General features: G+C 50.7%; 16 protein-coding genes and 1 riboswitch. Of the genes, 9 read left to right on the plus strand and 7 right to left on the minus strand.

Annotation, left to right across the window (positions count from 1 at the left end):
• Window positions 1-57: 57 nt before the first annotated feature.
• On the minus strand, window positions 58-912 hold the full coding sequence (gene cysT, locus ACFVU8_RS24610; protein WP_175370856.1) for a sulfate ABC transporter permease subunit CysT: 855 nt from the start codon (window positions 910-912) through the stop codon (window positions 58-60).
• A gap of 99 nt (window positions 913-1,011) precedes the next feature.
• Window positions 1,012-2,121: a sulfate ABC transporter substrate-binding protein gene (locus tag ACFVU8_RS24615; RefSeq protein ID WP_387430792.1), complete on the minus strand. Its 1,110-nt coding sequence runs from the start codon at window positions 2,119-2,121 to the stop codon at window positions 1,012-1,014.
• A 350-nt stretch (window positions 2,122-2,471) separates the two neighbouring features.
• On the opposite strand from ACFVU8_RS24615, the gene ACFVU8_RS24620 reads away from it, so the two are divergent.
• Window positions 2,472-4,754 (plus strand): poly(ethylene terephthalate) hydrolase family protein, encoded by a 2,283-nt coding sequence (locus tag ACFVU8_RS24620; protein WP_387430794.1) that lies wholly within the window; start codon window positions 2,472-2,474, stop codon window positions 4,752-4,754.
• A gap of 393 nt (window positions 4,755-5,147) precedes the next feature.
• On the opposite strand, the gene ACFVU8_RS24625 is transcribed toward ACFVU8_RS24620, so the two are convergent.
• Entirely contained in the window at window positions 5,148-6,203 is a 1,056-nt protein-coding gene (locus tag ACFVU8_RS24625) for a lactonase family protein (RefSeq protein WP_387430796.1), read from the minus strand.
• A gap of 188 nt (window positions 6,204-6,391) precedes the next feature.
• Between ACFVU8_RS24625 and ACFVU8_RS24630 the strand changes: the two genes are divergently transcribed.
• The 3 genes from ACFVU8_RS24630 (at window position 6,392) to ACFVU8_RS24640 (ending at window position 8,629) form a co-directional block, all read left to right on the plus strand.
• Window positions 6,392-6,652, plus strand: a complete 261-nt coding sequence (locus ACFVU8_RS24630; RefSeq protein WP_066374856.1) for a GlsB/YeaQ/YmgE family stress response membrane protein — start codon at window positions 6,392-6,394, stop codon at window positions 6,650-6,652.
• Window positions 6,653-6,865: 213 nt separating this feature from the next.
• The gene (locus tag ACFVU8_RS24635) at window positions 6,866-7,366 is read left to right on the plus strand and encodes a CcdC family protein (RefSeq protein ID WP_066374857.1); all 501 of its coding nucleotides are present in this window, start codon (window positions 6,866-6,868) and stop codon (window positions 7,364-7,366) included.
• A 300-nt stretch (window positions 7,367-7,666) separates the two neighbouring features.
• On the plus strand, window positions 7,667-8,629 hold the full coding sequence (locus tag ACFVU8_RS24640; RefSeq protein WP_175370861.1) for an L-lactate dehydrogenase: 963 nt from the start codon (window positions 7,667-7,669) through the stop codon (window positions 8,627-8,629).
• A 70-nt stretch (window positions 8,630-8,699) separates the two neighbouring features.
• Here ACFVU8_RS24640 and ACFVU8_RS24645 read toward each other — a convergent pair whose 3' ends face one another.
• The gene (locus tag ACFVU8_RS24645) at window positions 8,700-10,958 is read right to left on the minus strand and encodes a heavy metal translocating P-type ATPase (RefSeq protein ID WP_387430798.1); all 2,259 of its coding nucleotides are present in this window, start codon (window positions 10,956-10,958) and stop codon (window positions 8,700-8,702) included.
• 235 nt (window positions 10,959-11,193) lie between these two features.
• Between ACFVU8_RS24645 and ACFVU8_RS24650 the strand changes: the two genes are divergently transcribed.
• The 3 genes from ACFVU8_RS24650 to ACFVU8_RS24660 all read left to right on the plus strand — a co-directional run bounded on the left by ACFVU8_RS24650 (window position 11,194) and on the right by ACFVU8_RS24660 (window position 13,207).
• Window positions 11,194-12,156, plus strand: coding sequence for a cation diffusion facilitator family transporter (locus ACFVU8_RS24650; RefSeq protein WP_387430801.1), 963 nt, complete (start codon window positions 11,194-11,196; stop codon window positions 12,154-12,156).
• Between the two features lie 108 nt (window positions 12,157-12,264).
• Entirely contained in the window at window positions 12,265-12,465 is a 201-nt protein-coding gene (locus ACFVU8_RS24655) for a helix-turn-helix transcriptional regulator (RefSeq protein ID WP_379467129.1), read from the plus strand.
• Window positions 12,446-13,207: a CPBP family intramembrane glutamic endopeptidase gene (locus ACFVU8_RS24660; protein ID WP_387430803.1), complete on the plus strand. Its 762-nt coding sequence runs from the start codon at window positions 12,446-12,448 to the stop codon at window positions 13,205-13,207. Before ACFVU8_RS24655 ends, ACFVU8_RS24660 begins: the two co-directional genes overlap by 20 nt.
• A gap of 57 nt (window positions 13,208-13,264) precedes the next feature.
• On the opposite strand, the gene ACFVU8_RS24665 is transcribed toward ACFVU8_RS24660, so the two are convergent.
• Both ACFVU8_RS24665 and ACFVU8_RS24670 read right to left on the minus strand, forming a co-directional pair.
• On the minus strand, window positions 13,265-13,630 hold the full coding sequence (locus tag ACFVU8_RS24665; RefSeq protein ID WP_066374889.1) for an ArsR/SmtB family transcription factor: 366 nt from the start codon (window positions 13,628-13,630) through the stop codon (window positions 13,265-13,267).
• 276 nt (window positions 13,631-13,906) lie between these two features.
• Complete coding sequence (locus ACFVU8_RS24670) at window positions 13,907-14,347, minus strand: pyridoxamine 5'-phosphate oxidase family protein (RefSeq protein WP_387430806.1); 441 nt, start codon at window positions 14,345-14,347, stop codon at window positions 13,907-13,909.
• Between the two features lie 164 nt (window positions 14,348-14,511).
• Here ACFVU8_RS24670 and ACFVU8_RS24675 point away from each other — a divergent pair, with 164 nt between their 5' ends.
• Window positions 14,512-15,726: an MFS transporter gene (locus ACFVU8_RS24675; RefSeq protein ID WP_387430809.1), complete on the plus strand. Its 1,215-nt coding sequence runs from the start codon at window positions 14,512-14,514 to the stop codon at window positions 15,724-15,726.
• 72 nt (window positions 15,727-15,798) lie between these two features.
• The gene (locus tag ACFVU8_RS24680) at window positions 15,799-17,253 is read left to right on the plus strand and encodes a hypothetical protein (RefSeq protein ID WP_387430812.1); all 1,455 of its coding nucleotides are present in this window, start codon (window positions 15,799-15,801) and stop codon (window positions 17,251-17,253) included.
• Window positions 17,254-17,262: 9 nt separating this feature from the next.
• Here the strand turns inward: ACFVU8_RS24680 and ACFVU8_RS24685 are convergent, their stop codons facing one another.
• Complete coding sequence (locus ACFVU8_RS24685; RefSeq protein ID WP_379467124.1) at window positions 17,263-17,619, minus strand: Hpt domain-containing protein; 357 nt, start codon at window positions 17,617-17,619, stop codon at window positions 17,263-17,265.
• A 137-nt stretch (window positions 17,620-17,756) separates the two neighbouring features.
• Window positions 17,757-17,868: riboswitch (TPP riboswitch) on the plus strand.
• Window positions 17,869-18,009 lie beyond the last annotated feature (141 nt).

The raw sequence follows: 18,009 nt of genomic DNA on the forward strand, positions 1-18,009 counted from the left end.
TTCCTCCTTACAACGATTTTACGAAGCAAGCCTTGTGAATTTCCGGCGGATCACCTGTCACCGGGACGTTTTGCGGACCCAGCGCTGCAAGGTATTGATTACCAGCAACATCAGGAAGGAGATCAACAGCAGAAGCAGCGCCACGGCGGTGGCTCCGGCGTAGTCAAACTGTTCCAGCTTGGACATGATGAGCAGCGGCGCAATCTCGGTTCTCATCGGCATATTGCCGGAGATGAAAACGACCGATCCGAATTCACCAATACCTCTGGCAAAGGCCAGCGAAAAGCCGGTCAAAAGCGGCGGGAACAGCTCTGGCAGCACGATCTTGCGGAAGGTGCGCCAGCGGCCGGCGCCTAATGTAGCGGACGCTTCCTCCATGTCCCGGTCCAGTTCCTCAAGTACTGGCTGAACGGTGCGGACGACGAACGGAATGCCGATGAACATTAGCGCCAGTGTAATGCCGATCGGGGTGAAGGCCACCTTCAGCCCCAGCGGCTCCAGCCAGGAGCCGATCCAGCCTTTGTTTGCATACAGAGCGGTAAGTGAGACACCCGCTACCGCTGTTGGCAACGCGAACGGAAGATCGATCAGAGCGTCGAACAACCTTTTACCCGGAAACTCATACCGCACCAGGACCCAGGCCAGCAGCAGACCCAGGAATGCATCAGCCAAGGCCGCCGCAGCGGCCGTTGACAGACTGACACGATAAGATGCCAGCACCCGTGCATCTGTAGCTACATCCCAGAATTTAGCCCAGCTCAAGCCTGTCGAATTAAAGAGCAATGCCGACAGCGGCAACAGCACAACAAGACTCAGATACAGCACTGTGTAGCCCATAGTCAGCCCGAAGCCGGGCAGAACCTTCCGCCGTGCGGTTGATGCGACAGCAGTGGTGGTTGCGGTGACACTCATTCCCTGTTCATCCTTTCTCGCCTTCGGTCCTTTTACCGATCAGCTCAAGCCTACTTACAGCATACTTGTTGCTAACTTTCTGCCGAAACTAAGAGGATATTATTTACCAGGTACATAGATCTTGTCGAAGACTCCGCCGTCATTGAAATGCTTCTCCTGTGTTTCCTTCCACGTTCCGAATTTATCTGCCAATGTGAACAGCTTGATCTCCGGGAATTTATCCTTATACTCTTCCTTCACGCTTTCCAGCGTTGGGCGGTAGTAGTTCTCCGCAGCGATCTTCTGCCCTTCTTCAGTGTAAAGATATTTCAGGTAGGCCTCAGCCACCTCACGGGTACCTCTCTTGTCGACCACTTTATCAACGACAGCCACCGGCGGCTCAGCCAGAATGCTCTCGGACGGATTGATGATGTCGAACTTATCGGGACCGAGCTCCTTCACAGAAAGATAGGCTTCATTCTCCCAGGCCAGCAGCACATCACCGATCCCACGCTCAACGAACGTTGTGGTCGCTCCGCGCGCACCGGTATCGAGCACAGGCACATGCTTAAACAGCTCTTTTACAAACTCCTCAGCCTTGGCTTCATCGTTATTATTGTGATCCAGCGCATATCCCCAAGCCGCCAGATAGTTCCAACGCGCACCGCCTGAAGTCTTCGGGTTCGGCGTAATGACCTCTACCCCTTCTTTCAAAAGATCCGGCCAATCCTTGATACCTTTAGGATTACCCTTGCGCACCAGGAACACAATCGTTGAGGTGTACGGAGAACTGTTATGATCAAATTTGCTCTGCCAGCCCTCATGAATCAGACCTGTCTCCTGCAAAGCATCAATATCATAGCCTAGCGCAAGAGTGACCACATCTGCTTCCAGCCCATCCAGCACTGCACGGCTTTGCTTGCCGGAGCCGCCATGGGACTGCTTGATGGTTACTTTCTGACCGTGTTCTTTTTCCCAATAGGCTGAGAAAGCCTTATTATAATTCTCATAAAGTTCGCGTGTTGGATCATAGGAAACGTTGAGCAGTTCTACCGGATCTTTGGATGGAGCTTTAGTCGGTTCAGTCGTCGCTGCGGTGGTACTCCCTGAATTGGTAGCCTCTGCCGGTGGATTACCCGCCGAATTTGTACTATTTCCGCAAGCCGTAAGGCCCACCGTCAACAACAGCGTTAAGCCCGTTAAAAGTCCCTTCTTGATCCTCTTTTTCATTCTAACCATCCCCCCATATTGTTGTGATGAGTTCATGTTTCTCTTTCCCGATGACCCCTCTGACTTACATGGTAGATTTTTGACATGAAAAATAACGGAGGAAGGCCTAAGATGGCAGGTCAAACCGGTCCCAAGACACGTGTCTGCGAGCTACAATAGGCGTTCCTCCGTCTGTACGGTAAGAACTTTATTCATTATTCCTACCTAATTAGTAGGGTATTATTGATATAATACTTAAACCCTTCTAGCCTGTCAAACCTTTTTTTCTTTAAAGTAATGTCATTACTGCAATATATAAGATAAAATGAGGGAGCAACAGGATCTCACTGCAATTTTCGGAGGACACTGTCATGGGAATGGATTTAGAACTTGTGCCGGTGCCGCAAAAGCCGCGGCTGCACAAGCGAATTTCAGCTGTAATTGAACAAAGAATCAGGGAAACCTATCGTTATGATACAACTCTATGGAGAACCGCATTGGCTGGTCTGTGGACGCTCAGCTTTTTGACTTTCAGCGCAACCATTCTGGGGATGCCAACTGGTCTCGGCATCCCGGCCGACATCGCCCTTGCCGCTGTGGTGGGAACAATAATACTAGCAGCCGCAGGCCATCTGATCGCCTTACTAATTGCATTGACAGGCCTGCGCATCCCGCGCTTATTCGCAGGCTGTCTGCTCTCAGATTTGTTTATTGTATGGCTTGTCCTATACGGCGCCAACATGGACTGGGTCGCCTCTACGGTCATAGCCGTGCTGTGCACCGCTCTTGGCGCCCTCAGCGGCATCGCTCTAGGGCTGCTGCGGAACAAGCGAGTCGCTGCTGGATTGCTGCTGACGTCGGCACTTATGTTATCACAGCTGGCTTTGGCTGGTGGTGGACAGAATAAGCCGGGCGACCCCGGGGCAGATGCCATTAGCGACAGCATTGTAAAGCCACTGGCTGCCTCCAATCCTGCGGAGCCCGGCCCCTACGCCTATGACTCCTTCACGTATGCCAGCGGTAATGATCTGCACCGTAAGGAATACAGAAGCGATGCAGCACTCCTCTCTTCCCCGGTCGATGCTTCTGCGTATATCCAGAAGGGCTGGCCGAAGCTACGCAGCCTGTTCTGGGGGTTTGACTATCGTTCGCTGCCCCTCAACGGACGGGTCTGGATGCCAGAGGGGGAAGGTTCGCACCCGCTGGTGCTAATCGTTCACGGCAACCATATGATGGAGGATTATTCTGATGGAGGCTACGCCTATCTTGGGGAACTGCTGGCCAGCCGGGGATTTATCGCCGTCTCACTGGACGAGAACTTCCTTAATTATTCGGCCTGGACGGGCATTCCCGACAATGACTTTACGGTACGCGCCTGGCTAATCCTTAAGCATATGGAACAGCTAGCGGCATTCTCGGATCAGCCCGGCAATCCGTTCTATGGAAAAATTGATTTCAGCAAGACGGCTCTAATGGGCCATAGCCGGGGCGGACAAGCCGTAGCTATGGCCGCCGATTCTGGCCGCTGGTTCAAGGATGATCCTGTATGGAAAACAGTAACCGACCGCTTCCAGATTTCTTCGGTCGTTGCCCTTGCACCTACCGATAAAGCTATTGACGGACAACAAGCCAAGCTGAAGGATATCAGCTATCTGACACTGCAGGGCGCACGCGATGGCGATGTACATGACTTTTACGGGGATCGGCAATATATCCGCTCCTCCTACTCCGAAGGCTCAGCCGCCTTCAAGAGCTCTCTCTACATTGCCGATGCCAATCACAGCCAGTTCAACAGCGACTGGGGACTGCGCGATCAGTCGTTGCCCACCGGGCTGTTCCTGGACCTCAGCCTAATCATGGATGGCGCCGAACAGCGGCAGATTACCAAGGTGTACGTGTCGGCTTTTCTGGAGACGACATTGCTTGGCAAGGATGAATACCGGGGGATGTTCCGCGATTACCGGAGCGGACTGCAGTGGCTGCCGGACACCGCGTATTATAGCCGCTTCCAAGGCGGAGACTATCGTACCCTTGTCAATTTTGACGAGGACCGCAACAAGTATACCGCAGGTATCGGTACCGCCTCTGCCCAAGGCATGACCTGGACCGAGGAGCTGGCCAAGGATCGGGAAGACAAAAGCAAAACCACCTATGGCGTTGTTTTGAAACGTACAGCAGAAAAGGGGGAAGAAGCCTACTACCGGGTCAAATGGAAGGAGGAAGACGCTGCTCCCCTTGATTTGTCGGAAGCGGAAGGTCTGTCCTTCTCCCTCGCCAACCGCAATGCTGACGACGATGAAGAGGAGAACGAGGAAAGTTCGTTAGCTCCTGAGGTGGAGGTAGAGTTGACGGATAGCAATGACACCTCGGCGCGCCTGCCATTGTCTGAAATTATGGACGTGCTACCGCTGCCGCACACTCAGTTCACGTTGCTTCCTTGGCTGGAGGAACGCGTTAGCGACGGCAAATACGGAGATCCTACGGAGGCCGTATTCCAGACCTACGAACTGCCCTTTGAGCGATTCCAGGAAGTAGAGCCCGCTCTGGAGCCGGAGAACCTGACCGAGATTACGTTCTATCTCGAAGAAAAAGGCGACAAAATCATGCTCGACGACATTGGATTTTATGGCGGAAGTACCGAAAATGTACGTTAAGTAAACTGCCCTTATATCATCACGAACAGTAAACTGCTCTCATATCCTCATGGAAAGTAAACTACCCCATATCATCGAACAGGCCATTCCTCCCCTCCGGTAACCCGGATGAACTTGGAATGGCCTGTATTTAATTAGAAAGTACTCTATTTAAGTGAAGATTCAAACGGAACCACCCCAACTAACAGCATTTTTGTACCTTATTTTTATTAAATTGAGGTATAAAAGGGAAATAAGATCATTATTGTATCTTATTCCCGAAGAAAATACGCTAACAGGGGTATTATGGAAGATTTAAGGTACAAAATTGCATTTAATTCCCACAAACCCTTACCCACAGAATATTTAGGGTACAAAAATGTCGTTAATTACACTTCGATAATATGTTCTATGTTAATTAAGTGCCTTAATACAGACCGGGGTTGGAATTTCCAGCTCATTGCCTGTCGGAATCAACCGGCCGCTGTCCCCGTCGATGTGGAACGAAACAATCGTACCGCTGTTCTGATTGGCTGCCAGCAGTTTTCCACCAAGAATAGCGAAATTTCGTGGAGTCCGTCCGCCGGTGCTCTGCCAGTCGGCAGGCTCCAGAAGACCTGTAACACCATCAATAAGGAACAACGCAATGCTATCATGCCCCCGGTTGGAGGCATACAGATAACGACCACACGGTGCGATGTGAATATCGGCCCCTGAATCGTCGCTGCCGGCAATATAGGCTTCAGGCAGCGTACTAACATGCTGCAAGACAGTGAGCTCATCATGCTGTTCATCTTTTGCGAATACTGTGACCGTATTGTTTAGCTCATTGATCAGGTAAGCCCATTTTCCAGAGGGGTGGAGTGTCAGATGGCGCGGCCCGGAGCCCGGCGGCAGATCTACTGCAGCTTGCTTGACCAGCGCGTCCTCCTTCTGGCGATAGATAATAACCTGATCTAGACCAAGGTCACAGACAAAAAGACGATCACCCGTGCTGCCTGGAATGACCGAGTGCGGATGCGGCGCTTCTTGCCGATCCTGACGTGACCCAGAGCCGGTATGCCGGATCTGTGCCGACATTTCCAGAATCGAGCCGTCTTCACTTAAAGGGAACACATTAACATTTCCCCCCGAGTAGTTGGCTACGAAGATCCTGTCTTCCTCCGGGCTGATGGAGACATAACACGGCGCGCCACCTTCCGTTTTGCGGATGCTTCCCAGCGGTGACAATACCTTCGATCCAGGATCAATAGCGAATGCCTGAACCTCTCCCTCATCCTTCTCACTGACCGCATACAAGACACTCCCGGCGCGATTCACTGCCAAATAAGAAGGGTTTTCGATACCGCTCGTTCCCTCCAGAACTCTCATGTCCCCGGTGCTGCGGTTCAAGGTGCAGAGACGAATACCCTGTTCACCCTCAGGACTGTACGTACCCACATAAAATAATACTTCATCAGAGCGTTCCATGGCAGCGACTCCTTATCGATTATCATTTTTTTCACTATAGCATGTTTACTGGGGCAATACATCAGACTAAAATTTCGGAATTCTGCGAAAAGCGAAAGCATGTACCAATTTTTCACATCTGGTTAAAACAATCGGCAACAGGTTAATAGTTATCATCGAACAGTACATCACAAAGGAGCTGAAGCCTAATGAGTTTTCTATGGATGTTGATTGTTGGCGGAATTATCGGATGGCTCGCAGGTCTGATTATGGGTAGAGATATTCCGGGAGGCGTAATCGGCAACATTATTGCCGGGATTCTCGGCTCATGGCTGGGTGGCATGCTGCTGGGAAGCTGGGGACCCAAGGTCAGTGATTTCTATGTTTTCCCGTCCCTGATTGGTGCCATCGTGCTGATCTTCATTGTAAGTCTGATCCTGCGCTCGACCGGAGGCCGTAGCCGCTCATAAACTGTATATCTTGGAACATATAACTGATACCCATAGATATTGATTGATGGAAAACCTGCCGGAGCCTGAGCGGCAGGTTTTTTTGAGCTTGCAGCTCCCCCATGCCAATGACCTCGCATTGCGAGGAGCCTCACGGAGGCTTCAATGTTTTGCCATCATTTTTCTGTTATAATGAAGGCACAAGTGACTCAAATCACAGAGAGGTCGTGAATTATGGGCAGCATCAACCCCTCGCTACTGCATATCGGTTCCACCGTGGGGGCCGTTATCATGGCATTGATGGTGATCTTTATTCGGCTGAAGGCCAGCGCCCGCCCGGTTACCATTCGCAAAATATGGATTCCCCCCCTCGGCATGTCAACTGGCTTTGCCATGTTCGTCGTCCCGGAGGTGAGGTTTCCGCTATGGTGGGCAGCTATTGCCTTTTTGGTCGGCTGGTTTATCTTTGCTTACCCGCTTATCCGTACAACAAGCTTCGAGCAACGGGACGGACAGGTATTTGCCCAGCGCTCCAAGAGCTTCGCGTTTATTCTACTCGGCTTGCTACTGGTCCGCACACTGCTGCATGAGTTCATTAACCGCTATGTCTCGGTACCGCAATCCGGGGGGCTGTTCTTCATCCTGGCCTTTGGCATGATTGTCCACTGGAGACTGTTCATGTATAAACGCTACAATGTGATCGTGCCGCCAGAAACACGGATTCCACAATCTTAATCTTAGTCCGAGGACAGTAGCACTATCTCACGACAGAGCATTCAACAAGCCTAACGGTTTGATGAATGCTCTTTTTAATGCAGACAATACATTTGCGAACAACGGCATGTAGCAATGTATCTATCCTCACGAAAGCCCGCTGATTTAATGTACAACCTGAGATGAACAGGGACACGCTCCCTCCGCTTTTTTCACTGTATGTCAGGTAACTTTCTGGATGATCGGCTAGAATAAAGATATGCGCAAGAAAACTTTAAGCAGCAAATCGCAGACTTTTTTGAGAGAGCGGGGATTTACAAATTGAAGAGTAAAACAAGAAAAGTAGCGATTGTCGGCTCCGGAATGGTGGGCTCCAGTTGTGCCTACTCCATGGTTAATCAATCGATCTGCGATGAGATTATGATGATCGACCGGACCTACGATCGGGCCATGGCTCAGGCGCTGGATCTCTCCCACTGCATGGATTTCACAGGTACCCGAACTAAGGTATACGCCGGAACCTACAGTGACTGTGCTGGAATGGACGTTGTTATTCTCACGGCGGGTGCTAACCCGCAGCCTGGTCAGACCAGACTGGATGTACTTGACGCTGCAGCTGTAATAACAAAAGAAATTGTGGCCGGAATTATGGCTGGCGGCTTCGACGGCATCTTCGTCATTGCGGCGAATCCGGTCGATATCGTCACTTATATGGTTTGGAAAATGTCCGGACTCCCCCGGCACCGGGTGATCGGCACAGGCACCTCCATTGACTCTTCCCGGCTCAAGACGCTGCTATCCGATGTTTTCTCCATCGACCCTCGCAGCGTGAACGGATACGCGCTAGGCGAGCATGGGGAGTCCCAGTTCGTTGCGTGGTCACATGTGACCATTGGCGGCAAACCTATTCTCCACATTATGGAGCAGCATCGCGAACGATTCAGTCACCTGGATCTGGACGACATCGCCCGTAAGACAAAGGATGCCGGTTGGGAGATCTTTACCCGCAAGGGCTCAACACATTTTGGAATCGGCAGTGCCCTGGCCTACATTACCCGGGCTATCCTGAACGATGAGAACAAGATTATTGCTGTCTCGGCAATTCTGGAAGGAGAATACGGGCAGGAGGATGTGTGTGCAGGTGTGCCTGCCATTATTGGGCGCAGCGGCATCCATGAATTGCTGGAGCTGAACCTGAATGATGAGGAATCCGTTAAATTCGGCGCTTCTTGTGAAATCGTGCGTTCAGGAATTAGCAGCCTCAGTCTCTCTCAGCCTGAATAAGAACAAACCAAAAAACCTCCAGTCCGTAAGCACTCATAAATGTGCAGACACTGGAGGTTTTATAATGGATTTAACCTTGTTGTTCAACTTTTAGTGCGCGAACACTGTTTAGTACAGCCAGTACAGTGACACCAACATCCGAGAAGACCGCTTCCCACATCGTCGCGATCCCGAATGCGCCGAGCAGAAGGAAGATCGCCTTAACACCAAGTGCGAACCCAATGTTCTGCCAGACGATTCTCCGTGTGCGCTTAGCCACGCCGATGGCGGTGGCAATCTTCGAAGGCTCATCGGTCATGATGACGATATCCGCAGCTTCAATTGCCGCATCCGAGCCTAGTCCGCCCATCGCGATGCCAACATCTGCTCTCGCCAATACTGGAGTGTCGTTGATTCCATCCCCGACAAAAATAATCTTCTCCCGCCCGCTCTTCTCGCGCTCCAGCCGCTCAATAGCCTCAACCTTATGCTGCGGCAGCAGCTCGGCGTGAATCTCGTCTACGCCGAGTTCGCGGCCTACAGCCTCCGCCACAGAAGCAGCATCGCCGGTCAGCATGACCGTCTTGCGGATGCCAAGTCCCTTCAGCGCCGAGATGGCCCGCGCTGAATCCTCCTTCACCTCGTCGGCAATGACGAGGTATCCGTCATACTGCTTGCCGGTCGCGATATGCACGATTGTGCCACTCTGCTCCGGCACCTGATAAGCAATGCCCTCCCGTTCCATCAGTCGGGCATTCCCGGCCAGCACGGCCTTACCGTCCACATTCACGGAGATGCCGTGACCGGAAATCTCGTTATAATCCGAGATGGCATCCTTAGCGATTTCCTCAGCGTAAGCGGCCCGAATAGATTCCGCAATCGGATGGTTCGAATGACTCTCCGCATAGGCGGCCATGCGTAACAGTTCGTCTTTACTTCTGCCTGCCGCCGGATATATACCAGTGACCTTGAACTGCCCCTTGGTCAGGGTACCCGTCTTATCGAAAACAACGACCTTAACATCATTGAGCGCCTCCAGGTAATTGCTGCCCTTCACGAGAATACCGCTCCGGGAAGCGGCCCCGATACCGCCGAAGAAGCCAAGCGGGATCGACACGACCAGCGCACAAGGGCAAGAGATCACGAGAAAGACCAGTGCCCGGTAAATCCAGTCAGAGAAGGTTGCTCCACTGATCAGAAGCGGTGGAACAACAGCCAGCAGCAGCGCTGTGATCACTACTACAGGCGTATAGCCACGAGCGAATTTGGTAATAAAGTTCTCTGTCTTAGCTTTATTGGAGGACGCATTCTGCACCAGCTCCAGAATCTTGGAGACTGCCGACTCTCCAAACGTCTGCGTAACTTCCACGGTAATTACCCCGTTGCGGTTAATGAACCCGCTCAAGACCTTGCTGCCCGGACCCGCAGAGCGTGGTACCGATTCACCTGTCAGCGCTGAGGTATCCATCATCGCACTACCTTCAAGGATAGTTCCGTCCAACGGAACCTTCTCACCGGGCTTGACGAGAATAATGTCACCAATTGCCACTTCCTCTGGCGAGACACGTCTTGTACCGCCGTCGACTTTAAGTTCGGCGAACTCGGGGCGAATATCCATCAGCGCCGTAATCGATCTGCGCGAACGATTCACCGCCAGGCCCTGGAACAGCTCCCCGACCTGATAGAAGAGCATTACGGCGACCCCTTCCGGGTACTCCCCAATCGCAAATGCGCCGATCGTTGCCAGCGCCATCAGGAAGTTCTCGTCAAACACCTGACCTCTGACGATATTCTTGATTGCCTGCAGCACCACCTCGCCACCGACAATAAAGTAAGCGGCGAGAAAGATCAGCAGTTCGACAGCTCCGTTGACCGGCAGCAGCATCCCTGCCGCAGCAAGAATCCCTCCGCCTGCCAGGCGGGTCAAGATTCGGCGCGTGTCGCCTTCCCCATGGGAATGCGTATGCCCGTGACCATCCTCATCGCCATGGGCGTGCCCATGTCCATGATCATGACTGGTTCCATGATCATGTGTATGTCCCTTTTCTTCATGTGAATGCCCATGCTCATGACCGGATTTAGCCTGCGGAATCGCTCTGCCTCCAGCCAGTTTCTCCTTTAGCTTCACATGGGGCTCCAGCGCCGTGACGGTCCGCGCCGCTTCCACCCCGGCCGCTTCCGCATGGTTCTCGTCTGTAACCATAGTTAGCGTCTTGGTCACGAAATTCACGGAGCAGGAGGACACCCCCTCGATTTTGCCCACTTTATCTTCAATTTTCATTGCACAGTTTGCGCAGTGCAGTCCTTCCAGCTCCCACTGGCGTTTTACCGTTCCCTGAATCGTATTCAAACTACTCATCTCCCTCAAATAATCATATATGAGTATTTGTTCATATGTTAACTTAACCACATTATATGCCTTCCAATCTTGGAGTGTCAATGTGCATATGCATAATTTCCCTCCTCCTATCTGAGAATAATGAAATGTCCTCACTTTATTCAAAACATCTTGAAATACCTGGTTCAGACATTTATTATTAATATATGAGCAGTTATTCATATGTTATTTGAAAAGAGGTCTTTCTATGAACCATCATCCACAATCCGGCAGACATTCTCATGAAGAACCCGGGCATTCCCATCACGATCATACGCATGATCATCATGGACATTCGCACGCACCTAATAATAAAAAAGGGCTTTTGATTGCCCTCATCATTACCTCGGGGATCATGTTCGTGGAGTTCTTCGGCGGACTCTTCACTCATAGTCTTGCCCTACTCTCCGACGCAGGTCATATGCTCAGCGATATTGCCTCGCTGGCTTTGAGCCTTGTAGCAATGATATTTGCCGCTAAACCGGCTTCCTCCAAAAATACCTACGGCTTCTACCGCTTTGAGGTCATGGCCGCACTATTCAACGGCGTCATGCTGTTCGTGATTGCCGGACTTGTTATCCGGGAAGCCTGGCAACGCCTGCTCGAACCACCCGTTGTCGCCAGCGGCTCTATGATAATCATCGCTACCATCGGTTTACTTGCCAACCTGGTGAGCGCCTGGGTCTTGATACGCAAAGGTGATGTGAAAGATAACCTCAATGTGCGCAGTGCCTATCTCCACATTATTGGTGATGCTCTTGGTTCAGTCGGGGCCATTGTTGCTGGTGTGATCATGCAATTGTTCTCTTGGTATGCAGCTGACCCAATTATCAGTGTGCTGGTAGCTCTTCTGATACTCAAAAGTGCCTGGAGCGTGCTCAGACATTCGTTCCACATCCTTATGGAAGGGACACCGCCTGCAGTTAACAGTGATCAGGTCAGACAAACTCTGCTACAAATTAGCGGTGTTGCCGACGTTCATGACCTGCATATCTGGACCATTACCTCAGGACTCAATGCGTTAAGCTGCCACCTGCGGATTGAAGATGACAGAAGAGCTCAGGAAATATTGCAGCAAGCAGTTACTCTAATCGAGGATAAATATAATATCAATCATACTACCATCCAGATCGAGACCTCCCCATTCCAGCACGGAGAGTTAAAGGTGTAAAGTTTTAGCGCTGCCCCGCCATCCTGATTATGGCCAGGGCAGCTTTTTTACATACTGAAATAAACGTTTGACATTATTACAAATAAATGTAATTATGAATTGCGTCAAATGGATGTTAATGGAAGGGGTCGGGAGCAGCTCTGGTTTGAAAAAACCTTTGATAGCTCCGTAGAGATTTTTCACACGGCCAATTTTGGCAGTCTCTACCCTGTACTCAAACGACTGACCGATAAGGGGATGGTGGAGAAGCAGTGGTTAAAAGAAATTATGGAGAGGAAGAGGCTCTGCAATGACAAACCTGAAGGTTAATTCTTCATTTTCACAGAGACACCCGGTATGGGCCGTTGTTATTATTGAAGGGCTGCTACTGGTCGCCATGATAGCCGCCGGAGCCTACGCTACCATCAAACAGCTCAGCTACACTGCACCTGTGCTTATTGCGTTTGTCCCTATCGCGCTTGTCTTAATTGCCTATTTTACAATCAGGCACAAGTGGAGCTATATGGGCTTTCGCCCGCTAGGTAGCATTCCTGCAGCGAACTGGATTTATTATGCCCCGCTGCTGCTAATCCTTGTTATTACTACGTTAAATGGATTTCGAAAAATCGAACTTTCCGATGCATTATACTATCTCTTCTTCACCCTGCTGGTGGGATTCGTGGAGGAGGGCCTCTACCGGGGACTAATCCTGAAGACGCTGCTGACCAAGAGCGTGAAGGTCGCCGTAGCGACGTCCAGTATCCTGTTTGCAGTCACCCACATTCTGAATGCTCTTTCCGGACAAAATCTCACCGAGACCCTGCTTCAGATCGTATACGCTCTTCTTATAGGAATAGTGCTGGCTCTGCTGATGGTGAAGAATAACAATATCATTCCACTGATTCTGTTCCACTTTTTACATAACCTGATTCGATTCGTGGGCAATGATAGTCCCGAAGGCTTTATCGGCTATGATCTCCTTATCGTGGTGGTGCTTGCTGCCTATGCGATATGGATTGCTTTATCTTTAAAAAGAACACCGTTGCCTTCGGGAATAGACCAAGCCGGTTAAATATCCACACACTAAAATAGACCGCCATAGGCGGTCTATTGCTGTATGCATCAATAGTTATTCATGTCTGATATGCTCATGCGTCTGCATGAAGATCTGCTCCACATGCGCATCGTTCAACGAATAATACACCGTCTTGCCTTCCTTGCGACGCTTCACAATCCGCAGGTTCCGCAAGTACCGCAACTGGTGGGATACGGCAGACTGGCCCATATCCAGAATGTCGGACAGGTCATGCACACACAGCTCCCGCTGTGACAGAGCATAGATGAGACGCACCCTTGTCGGATCGCCTAGTGCCTTGAACATCTCGGCCATCTTGTCTGTTGTCTCCCGGTCAGGCAGAATCAAGGACACATCTTCTGGTTCCAACTCTGAACCGTGGCATGTGTTGTCGCACTCTTCAATTGCTGCTGGCTCCATGACTTCGCCCTCCTCCACAGTTCTGTCAATTCACCGGATCACCCGATCACTTTCATCTATTATAAGAAAAAGATGATCTGCTGTCCATGGAAGCGCTAGCGCCGCAGACAACGAACATTAACTGCTCCAGCGGAAGGTTGAGGGTCTCTCAGACATCCTAATGTAGGGCAGCATTGCCAGCGAGGCTATATCGCAATTTTTATTCACCCTAAGCTGAGAATGACAAACAGCAAGCCCCGTTATAGGAAGCTTGCTGTTTGTTCGTTTAATATAGGATTATTTTACACTGCCTGCTGGTTGTCTCTCCCAGACACCATGTTCCTGTGTTTTGCCCATATATTCGATACGTGACGGGGTAAGCTCCAGAATGACATAATCGGGATCTTCCGGTCCTTTGAACCATGGCTCCAGATCCTTATTCCAGACCTTGGAACGAAGGGTCTCGTCCTTTGTAATGTCTACGGTCGCTTCAATCTCCAGTATATCCTTCCCCCCGCCGGCTTCATAGCCAAGCAGCAGAAAAGCGTTACGGTTCTCCTTCAGTTCCTCTACCTTATGGGTTTTGCGGTCCGTTGCCAAATAAATTTTAAGTCCATCATGAAAGACCGCCATGTAACGCACCTTCGGTTTGTTCCCCGCTTCAACGGTTCCGAAAGAGCCGAACTTGTTGTCATCCAGTGCCTTGATGATGCTCTGTTCCAGATCCTTTGGATTCATTATTCAAGACATCTCCTTCCTGGCGAGTGTAAATATAAGTTTATATATCCACATCTGCCAATTAGACTTATGATAATGATTGTGCCTAAGATAGTGTACCCGCTCTGGGCATATTGAATCCGGGTGCGGTTCCATAAACTTAACTTGTTAAGGAGTATTCCAACGTGAAAAAATTGATCTGGCTTGGCTGTCTCTCCTACTTTGTGATCGGCTTGGCTCATGTAGTACTGGGTTCTATTCTCCCCGTGCTCTTGGAGCATTATGACCAGAGCTACAGCGCTGGCGGGCAGCTGATCTTCACCCAATTTGCCGGCTTCCTGGCCGGTGTATTGATCTCTCCCTTTCTGAATCGCCGCTTCGGCAAGCGCGGTGGTATTCTCATTGCCACTGCATTGTTGCTTGTTGCCGAGGTTGCTTACACCTTCTTACCACCGTGGGGCTGGATGTATGTTATCGCTGTTGCCGCAGGCTTTGGCTTTGGTATGGTCGAAGCCGTCATCGGCACTGTCATTATTGCCGCAGTCACAGAAGGCACCGCTGTTGCCATGAGTAGGCTTGAAGTTCTATTCGGTGTCGGTGCATTGCTTATGCCTTTAATCTCCAGCGGCCTGATCGCCTTCGGCTGGTGGAAGCTGAGCTTCCTGATTGTAGCTGCCTTCTCCTTAGTTGCCCTGATCTTCTGGAGCAAGGGCCGGTTCGGCAAGCTACAGTCCTTGCTGGATGACCGCGGTCCACGCCGCCCAGTGACGAACGAGACTTCAGACAGTCACACGCCGCGCTTTCCTTACAAGGGCAAACAGTGGTTCATACTCGGGATCTTCATTGTCTTCTTCTTTATCTATGTAGGCACGGAAATGAGCCTGGTGAATTTCATGCCCGCCATCTTCATTGCCAAGCTGGGCATGTCGGAATCAGGGGCAGCCCTGACCGTTACCTGCTTCTGGCTGGCTATGTCGATAGGACGGCTGTTCGCCGGGGTGCTCGCGGAGAAAATTTCTTACCGCGTCTATGTTCTGGGCAGCTGCCTGCTGACTGTGGTGTTACTGGCTCTGTTTCCATTCACTGAACACCATCTTGTGGCCTTTATCATTATCATTCTACTGGGATTGTTCATGTCCGGCCTCTTCTCCATCGCACTGGTCTTCTCCAGCAAATTAATGCCGGGCACCGAGGAATCCACGCCAAGCATCATGATTGCCTCCGGCGGCATTGGCGGAGCAATCCTGCCGCTGCTTACCGGCTGGTCAATGGATCACCTGCAAGCGGCACAAACGGCAGGACTACTTGCGGCATTTGCTACTGTCCTCTTCTTGCTCAGCATTGCTGCATGGAGAATACGTCCCGGACGGGATTCCGGACACACAACACCCGGCCATTGAGGCCGGGTAATCACAATTCGCTTTTTGGGGTAATGTAGATTGTATTGATATCCTGCACATAAGGTGGAACTCATGATGGATATGCTATCTACCGAACCCCTACTTCATACCGCGCTGCTCCAGTTTATTTTTCCCTTCTCCATCAAGCAGGGAGCGTCTGCACGACTGATCTCTGAGCTACGAAAGAGCGGATACACTTCTTTTTCCCTCGATAAAAAAGAACTGGAAGGCGCTTATTATGGCAATGAATACTGTGTATCCCATGAAAAAATGGAACGCACCTATCTGCCTTTCGCTGCCCACCTATTGTTCCCTCAGGAGGATGACGAGGATTCCTTCCGCCGCTTCTCGCGTGTGAATGGTCTGTCCTGCCGGATGGAAATGTCACAAGCGAATGTAGCCTTCCGGGTACTCTCCACAGACCTGTTCATTTGCCCATTTCAAACCGGATTTGTAACCTTGCGGGTGCAGATTGAAGAAGAAAAAACCCCCTTCAGCATCGCTCTGGAATTTGCTGATCGCTTCCGTACCCTTGAGAATGTCAGTGTGCAGGACGAACAGACGGTTATCCATAGCGGAGAACGAACCTTTAGTCAGGTCGAGGATTTTATCTTTAATTATCTGGCGGAAGGGCTGAAGCCGTTTTTGGACCAGTCCGAGCTGAACGGGGCTTATTTCGAAACGCTGCCTTTTTTCGTGGATGAACGTATGCTGGTGCAAGCCTTTTATGGTCTGGAACCGGAAGGAGATGCCGACGAAATCCCCTTGAGCATGCGCTACCGTGCCTCCCAGCTGGATGGACTGGATGCCGCGGGCCGGCCCTACATCAGCGCGAGCGATCCTGGTTACATTGAACAATATTGCGAGGAGCATACCTATAAACGCTGGGGTCCAGAGACGTATTATATGACCAATGAACAGACCTTCTGCTGCATCAGCCGGGCGGAACGCCCACTCGCCGTAAAGCTTGCCAATCAAATGTATGGCGAATATTATTACGGCCTGCTACTTAGCATGTTTCATAAGATCGTCCTGCTGAAGCTCGCGAATATGCACTCCCGGCTCCGCATCAATCGGGATGATGACGATATTGAGGATCTGATCTTTTACATCAATAAATTCTCGGCCAAATTTTATTTTCTGGAGCTGATCTCACAGTCGCAGGGCCGGGAGATTTTCTTCCAGCTCCGCAAAGTTTATGGCAATGATGCGCTATTCGACGAGGTGAAGCAGACACTAAATGATCTGTTTCAGTACCAAGTGAAGTTCCAGTCGAAACGACGGGATATGCTGCTGATGATTCTGACTGTCTTCACTGTGGTAAGCGGTATATACGGAATGAATCAGGTGATCGACGACCTGGAAGGAAGTATTCAATGGGGGAAAATGCTGCAATATTCCTTATTCCAGTATTTCGCGTTAATGCTGACCTTCAGTGGCATTGTCATCAGCATTATCCTGACTGTGCGGGAGATTTGGAACAGCATCCGGAGCCGCCGCCGGAAAAAATTCAAATATCAGAATTAGCCTTCGTTACTACTCCATTTGCTGCTCCAACGCACGACACGTATCCGTAAAAACAGAGACCAGCAGGGAATCTAGCGACCGTGAGGAGGTTAGATCCCCCCGCCGGGCCTGTTGCTCAATACTTGCACACAGAGAAGCAAAGTACCCCGCGCCAATACTGAGGCTGCCTGACTTCAGGCTATGGGCAATTCCGGCGATGCTCGCAGAATCGCTACTGTCCAAGGCTAGCCGAAGCGCCTCCAATCTCGGCGGCGTATCGGTCTTGAACATCCCAATCAGTCCGGCGAACAATCCTTCGCCATCTTCATCCAGTGCCTTGATGCTAGCTACCGTCTCTTCGTCAATTAAATGTTGGTTATTTTTCATGATAATCCCACCCCTTAAATAGTTTATGATAACCCTCTTTCCTGCCTCCAACTTCAAAATGAACAACAAAGCTGCTGGACAACGAAAAGACGGGAGTCTATAATTACACCGTAAGCAAGAAGCATCACCCGTTAACTTCATAGCACCAGGGGGGCTGGAATTGGCCGGCTGAGAGTGTATCCCTCAAGATACTGACCCTTATACCTGATCTGGATAATGCCAGCGTAGGAACCATAATTGAGCATGGCTGCTTTAGAGCCAATGCCATCCTTGCGCAAAGCCGCGTCCCGTTCATCTTCGGGACGCTTTTTTTATGGTATATTTCCGATTAACACAATTCATGGGGAATTGAATCGCGCTGCCTGTATTTTAGGTGGCGGGTGACGGTGT

Origin of the sequence: Paenibacillus sp. NPDC058177, assembly GCF_042883835.1 — a bacterium.
In the GTDB taxonomy this organism is placed as follows: Bacteria; Bacillota; Bacilli; order Paenibacillales; family Paenibacillaceae; genus Paenibacillus_AQ; species Paenibacillus_AQ agri.

Excerpts from the sequence above, each read along its gene's own strand:
- ACFVU8_RS24660 (WP_387430803.1), top strand. The coding sequence starts at position 12,446 with ATGACAAACCTGAAGGTTAATTCTTCATTTTCACAGAGACACCCGGTA.
- ACFVU8_RS24685 (WP_379467124.1), bottom strand. The coding sequence starts at position 17,619 with ATGAAAAATAACCAACATTTAATTGACGAAGAGACGGTAGCTAGCATC.
- ACFVU8_RS24625 (WP_387430796.1), bottom strand. The coding sequence starts at position 6,203 with ATGGAACGCTCTGATGAAGTATTATTTTATGTGGGTACGTACAGTCCT.
- ACFVU8_RS24630 (WP_066374856.1), top strand. The coding sequence starts at position 6,392 with ATGAGTTTTCTATGGATGTTGATTGTTGGCGGAATTATCGGATGGCTC.
- ACFVU8_RS24670 (WP_387430806.1), bottom strand. The coding sequence starts at position 14,347 with ATGAATCCAAAGGATCTGGAACAGAGCATCATCAAGGCACTGGATGAC.
- ACFVU8_RS24615 (WP_387430792.1), bottom strand. The coding sequence starts at position 2,121 with ATGAAAAAGAGGATCAAGAAGGGACTTTTAACGGGCTTAACGCTGTTG.
- ACFVU8_RS24620 (WP_387430794.1), top strand. The coding sequence starts at position 2,472 with ATGGGAATGGATTTAGAACTTGTGCCGGTGCCGCAAAAGCCGCGGCTG.
- ACFVU8_RS24655 (WP_379467129.1), top strand. The coding sequence starts at position 12,265 with ATGGATGTTAATGGAAGGGGTCGGGAGCAGCTCTGGTTTGAAAAAACC.
- ACFVU8_RS24635 (WP_066374857.1), top strand. The coding sequence starts at position 6,866 with ATGGGCAGCATCAACCCCTCGCTACTGCATATCGGTTCCACCGTGGGG.
- cysT (WP_175370856.1), bottom strand. The coding sequence starts at position 912 with ATGAGTGTCACCGCAACCACCACTGCTGTCGCATCAACCGCACGGCGG.
- ACFVU8_RS24650 (WP_387430801.1), top strand. The coding sequence starts at position 11,194 with ATGAACCATCATCCACAATCCGGCAGACATTCTCATGAAGAACCCGGG.
- ACFVU8_RS24680 (WP_387430812.1), top strand. The coding sequence starts at position 15,799 with ATGATGGATATGCTATCTACCGAACCCCTACTTCATACCGCGCTGCTC.
- ACFVU8_RS24665 (WP_066374889.1), bottom strand. The coding sequence starts at position 13,630 with ATGGAGCCAGCAGCAATTGAAGAGTGCGACAACACATGCCACGGTTCA.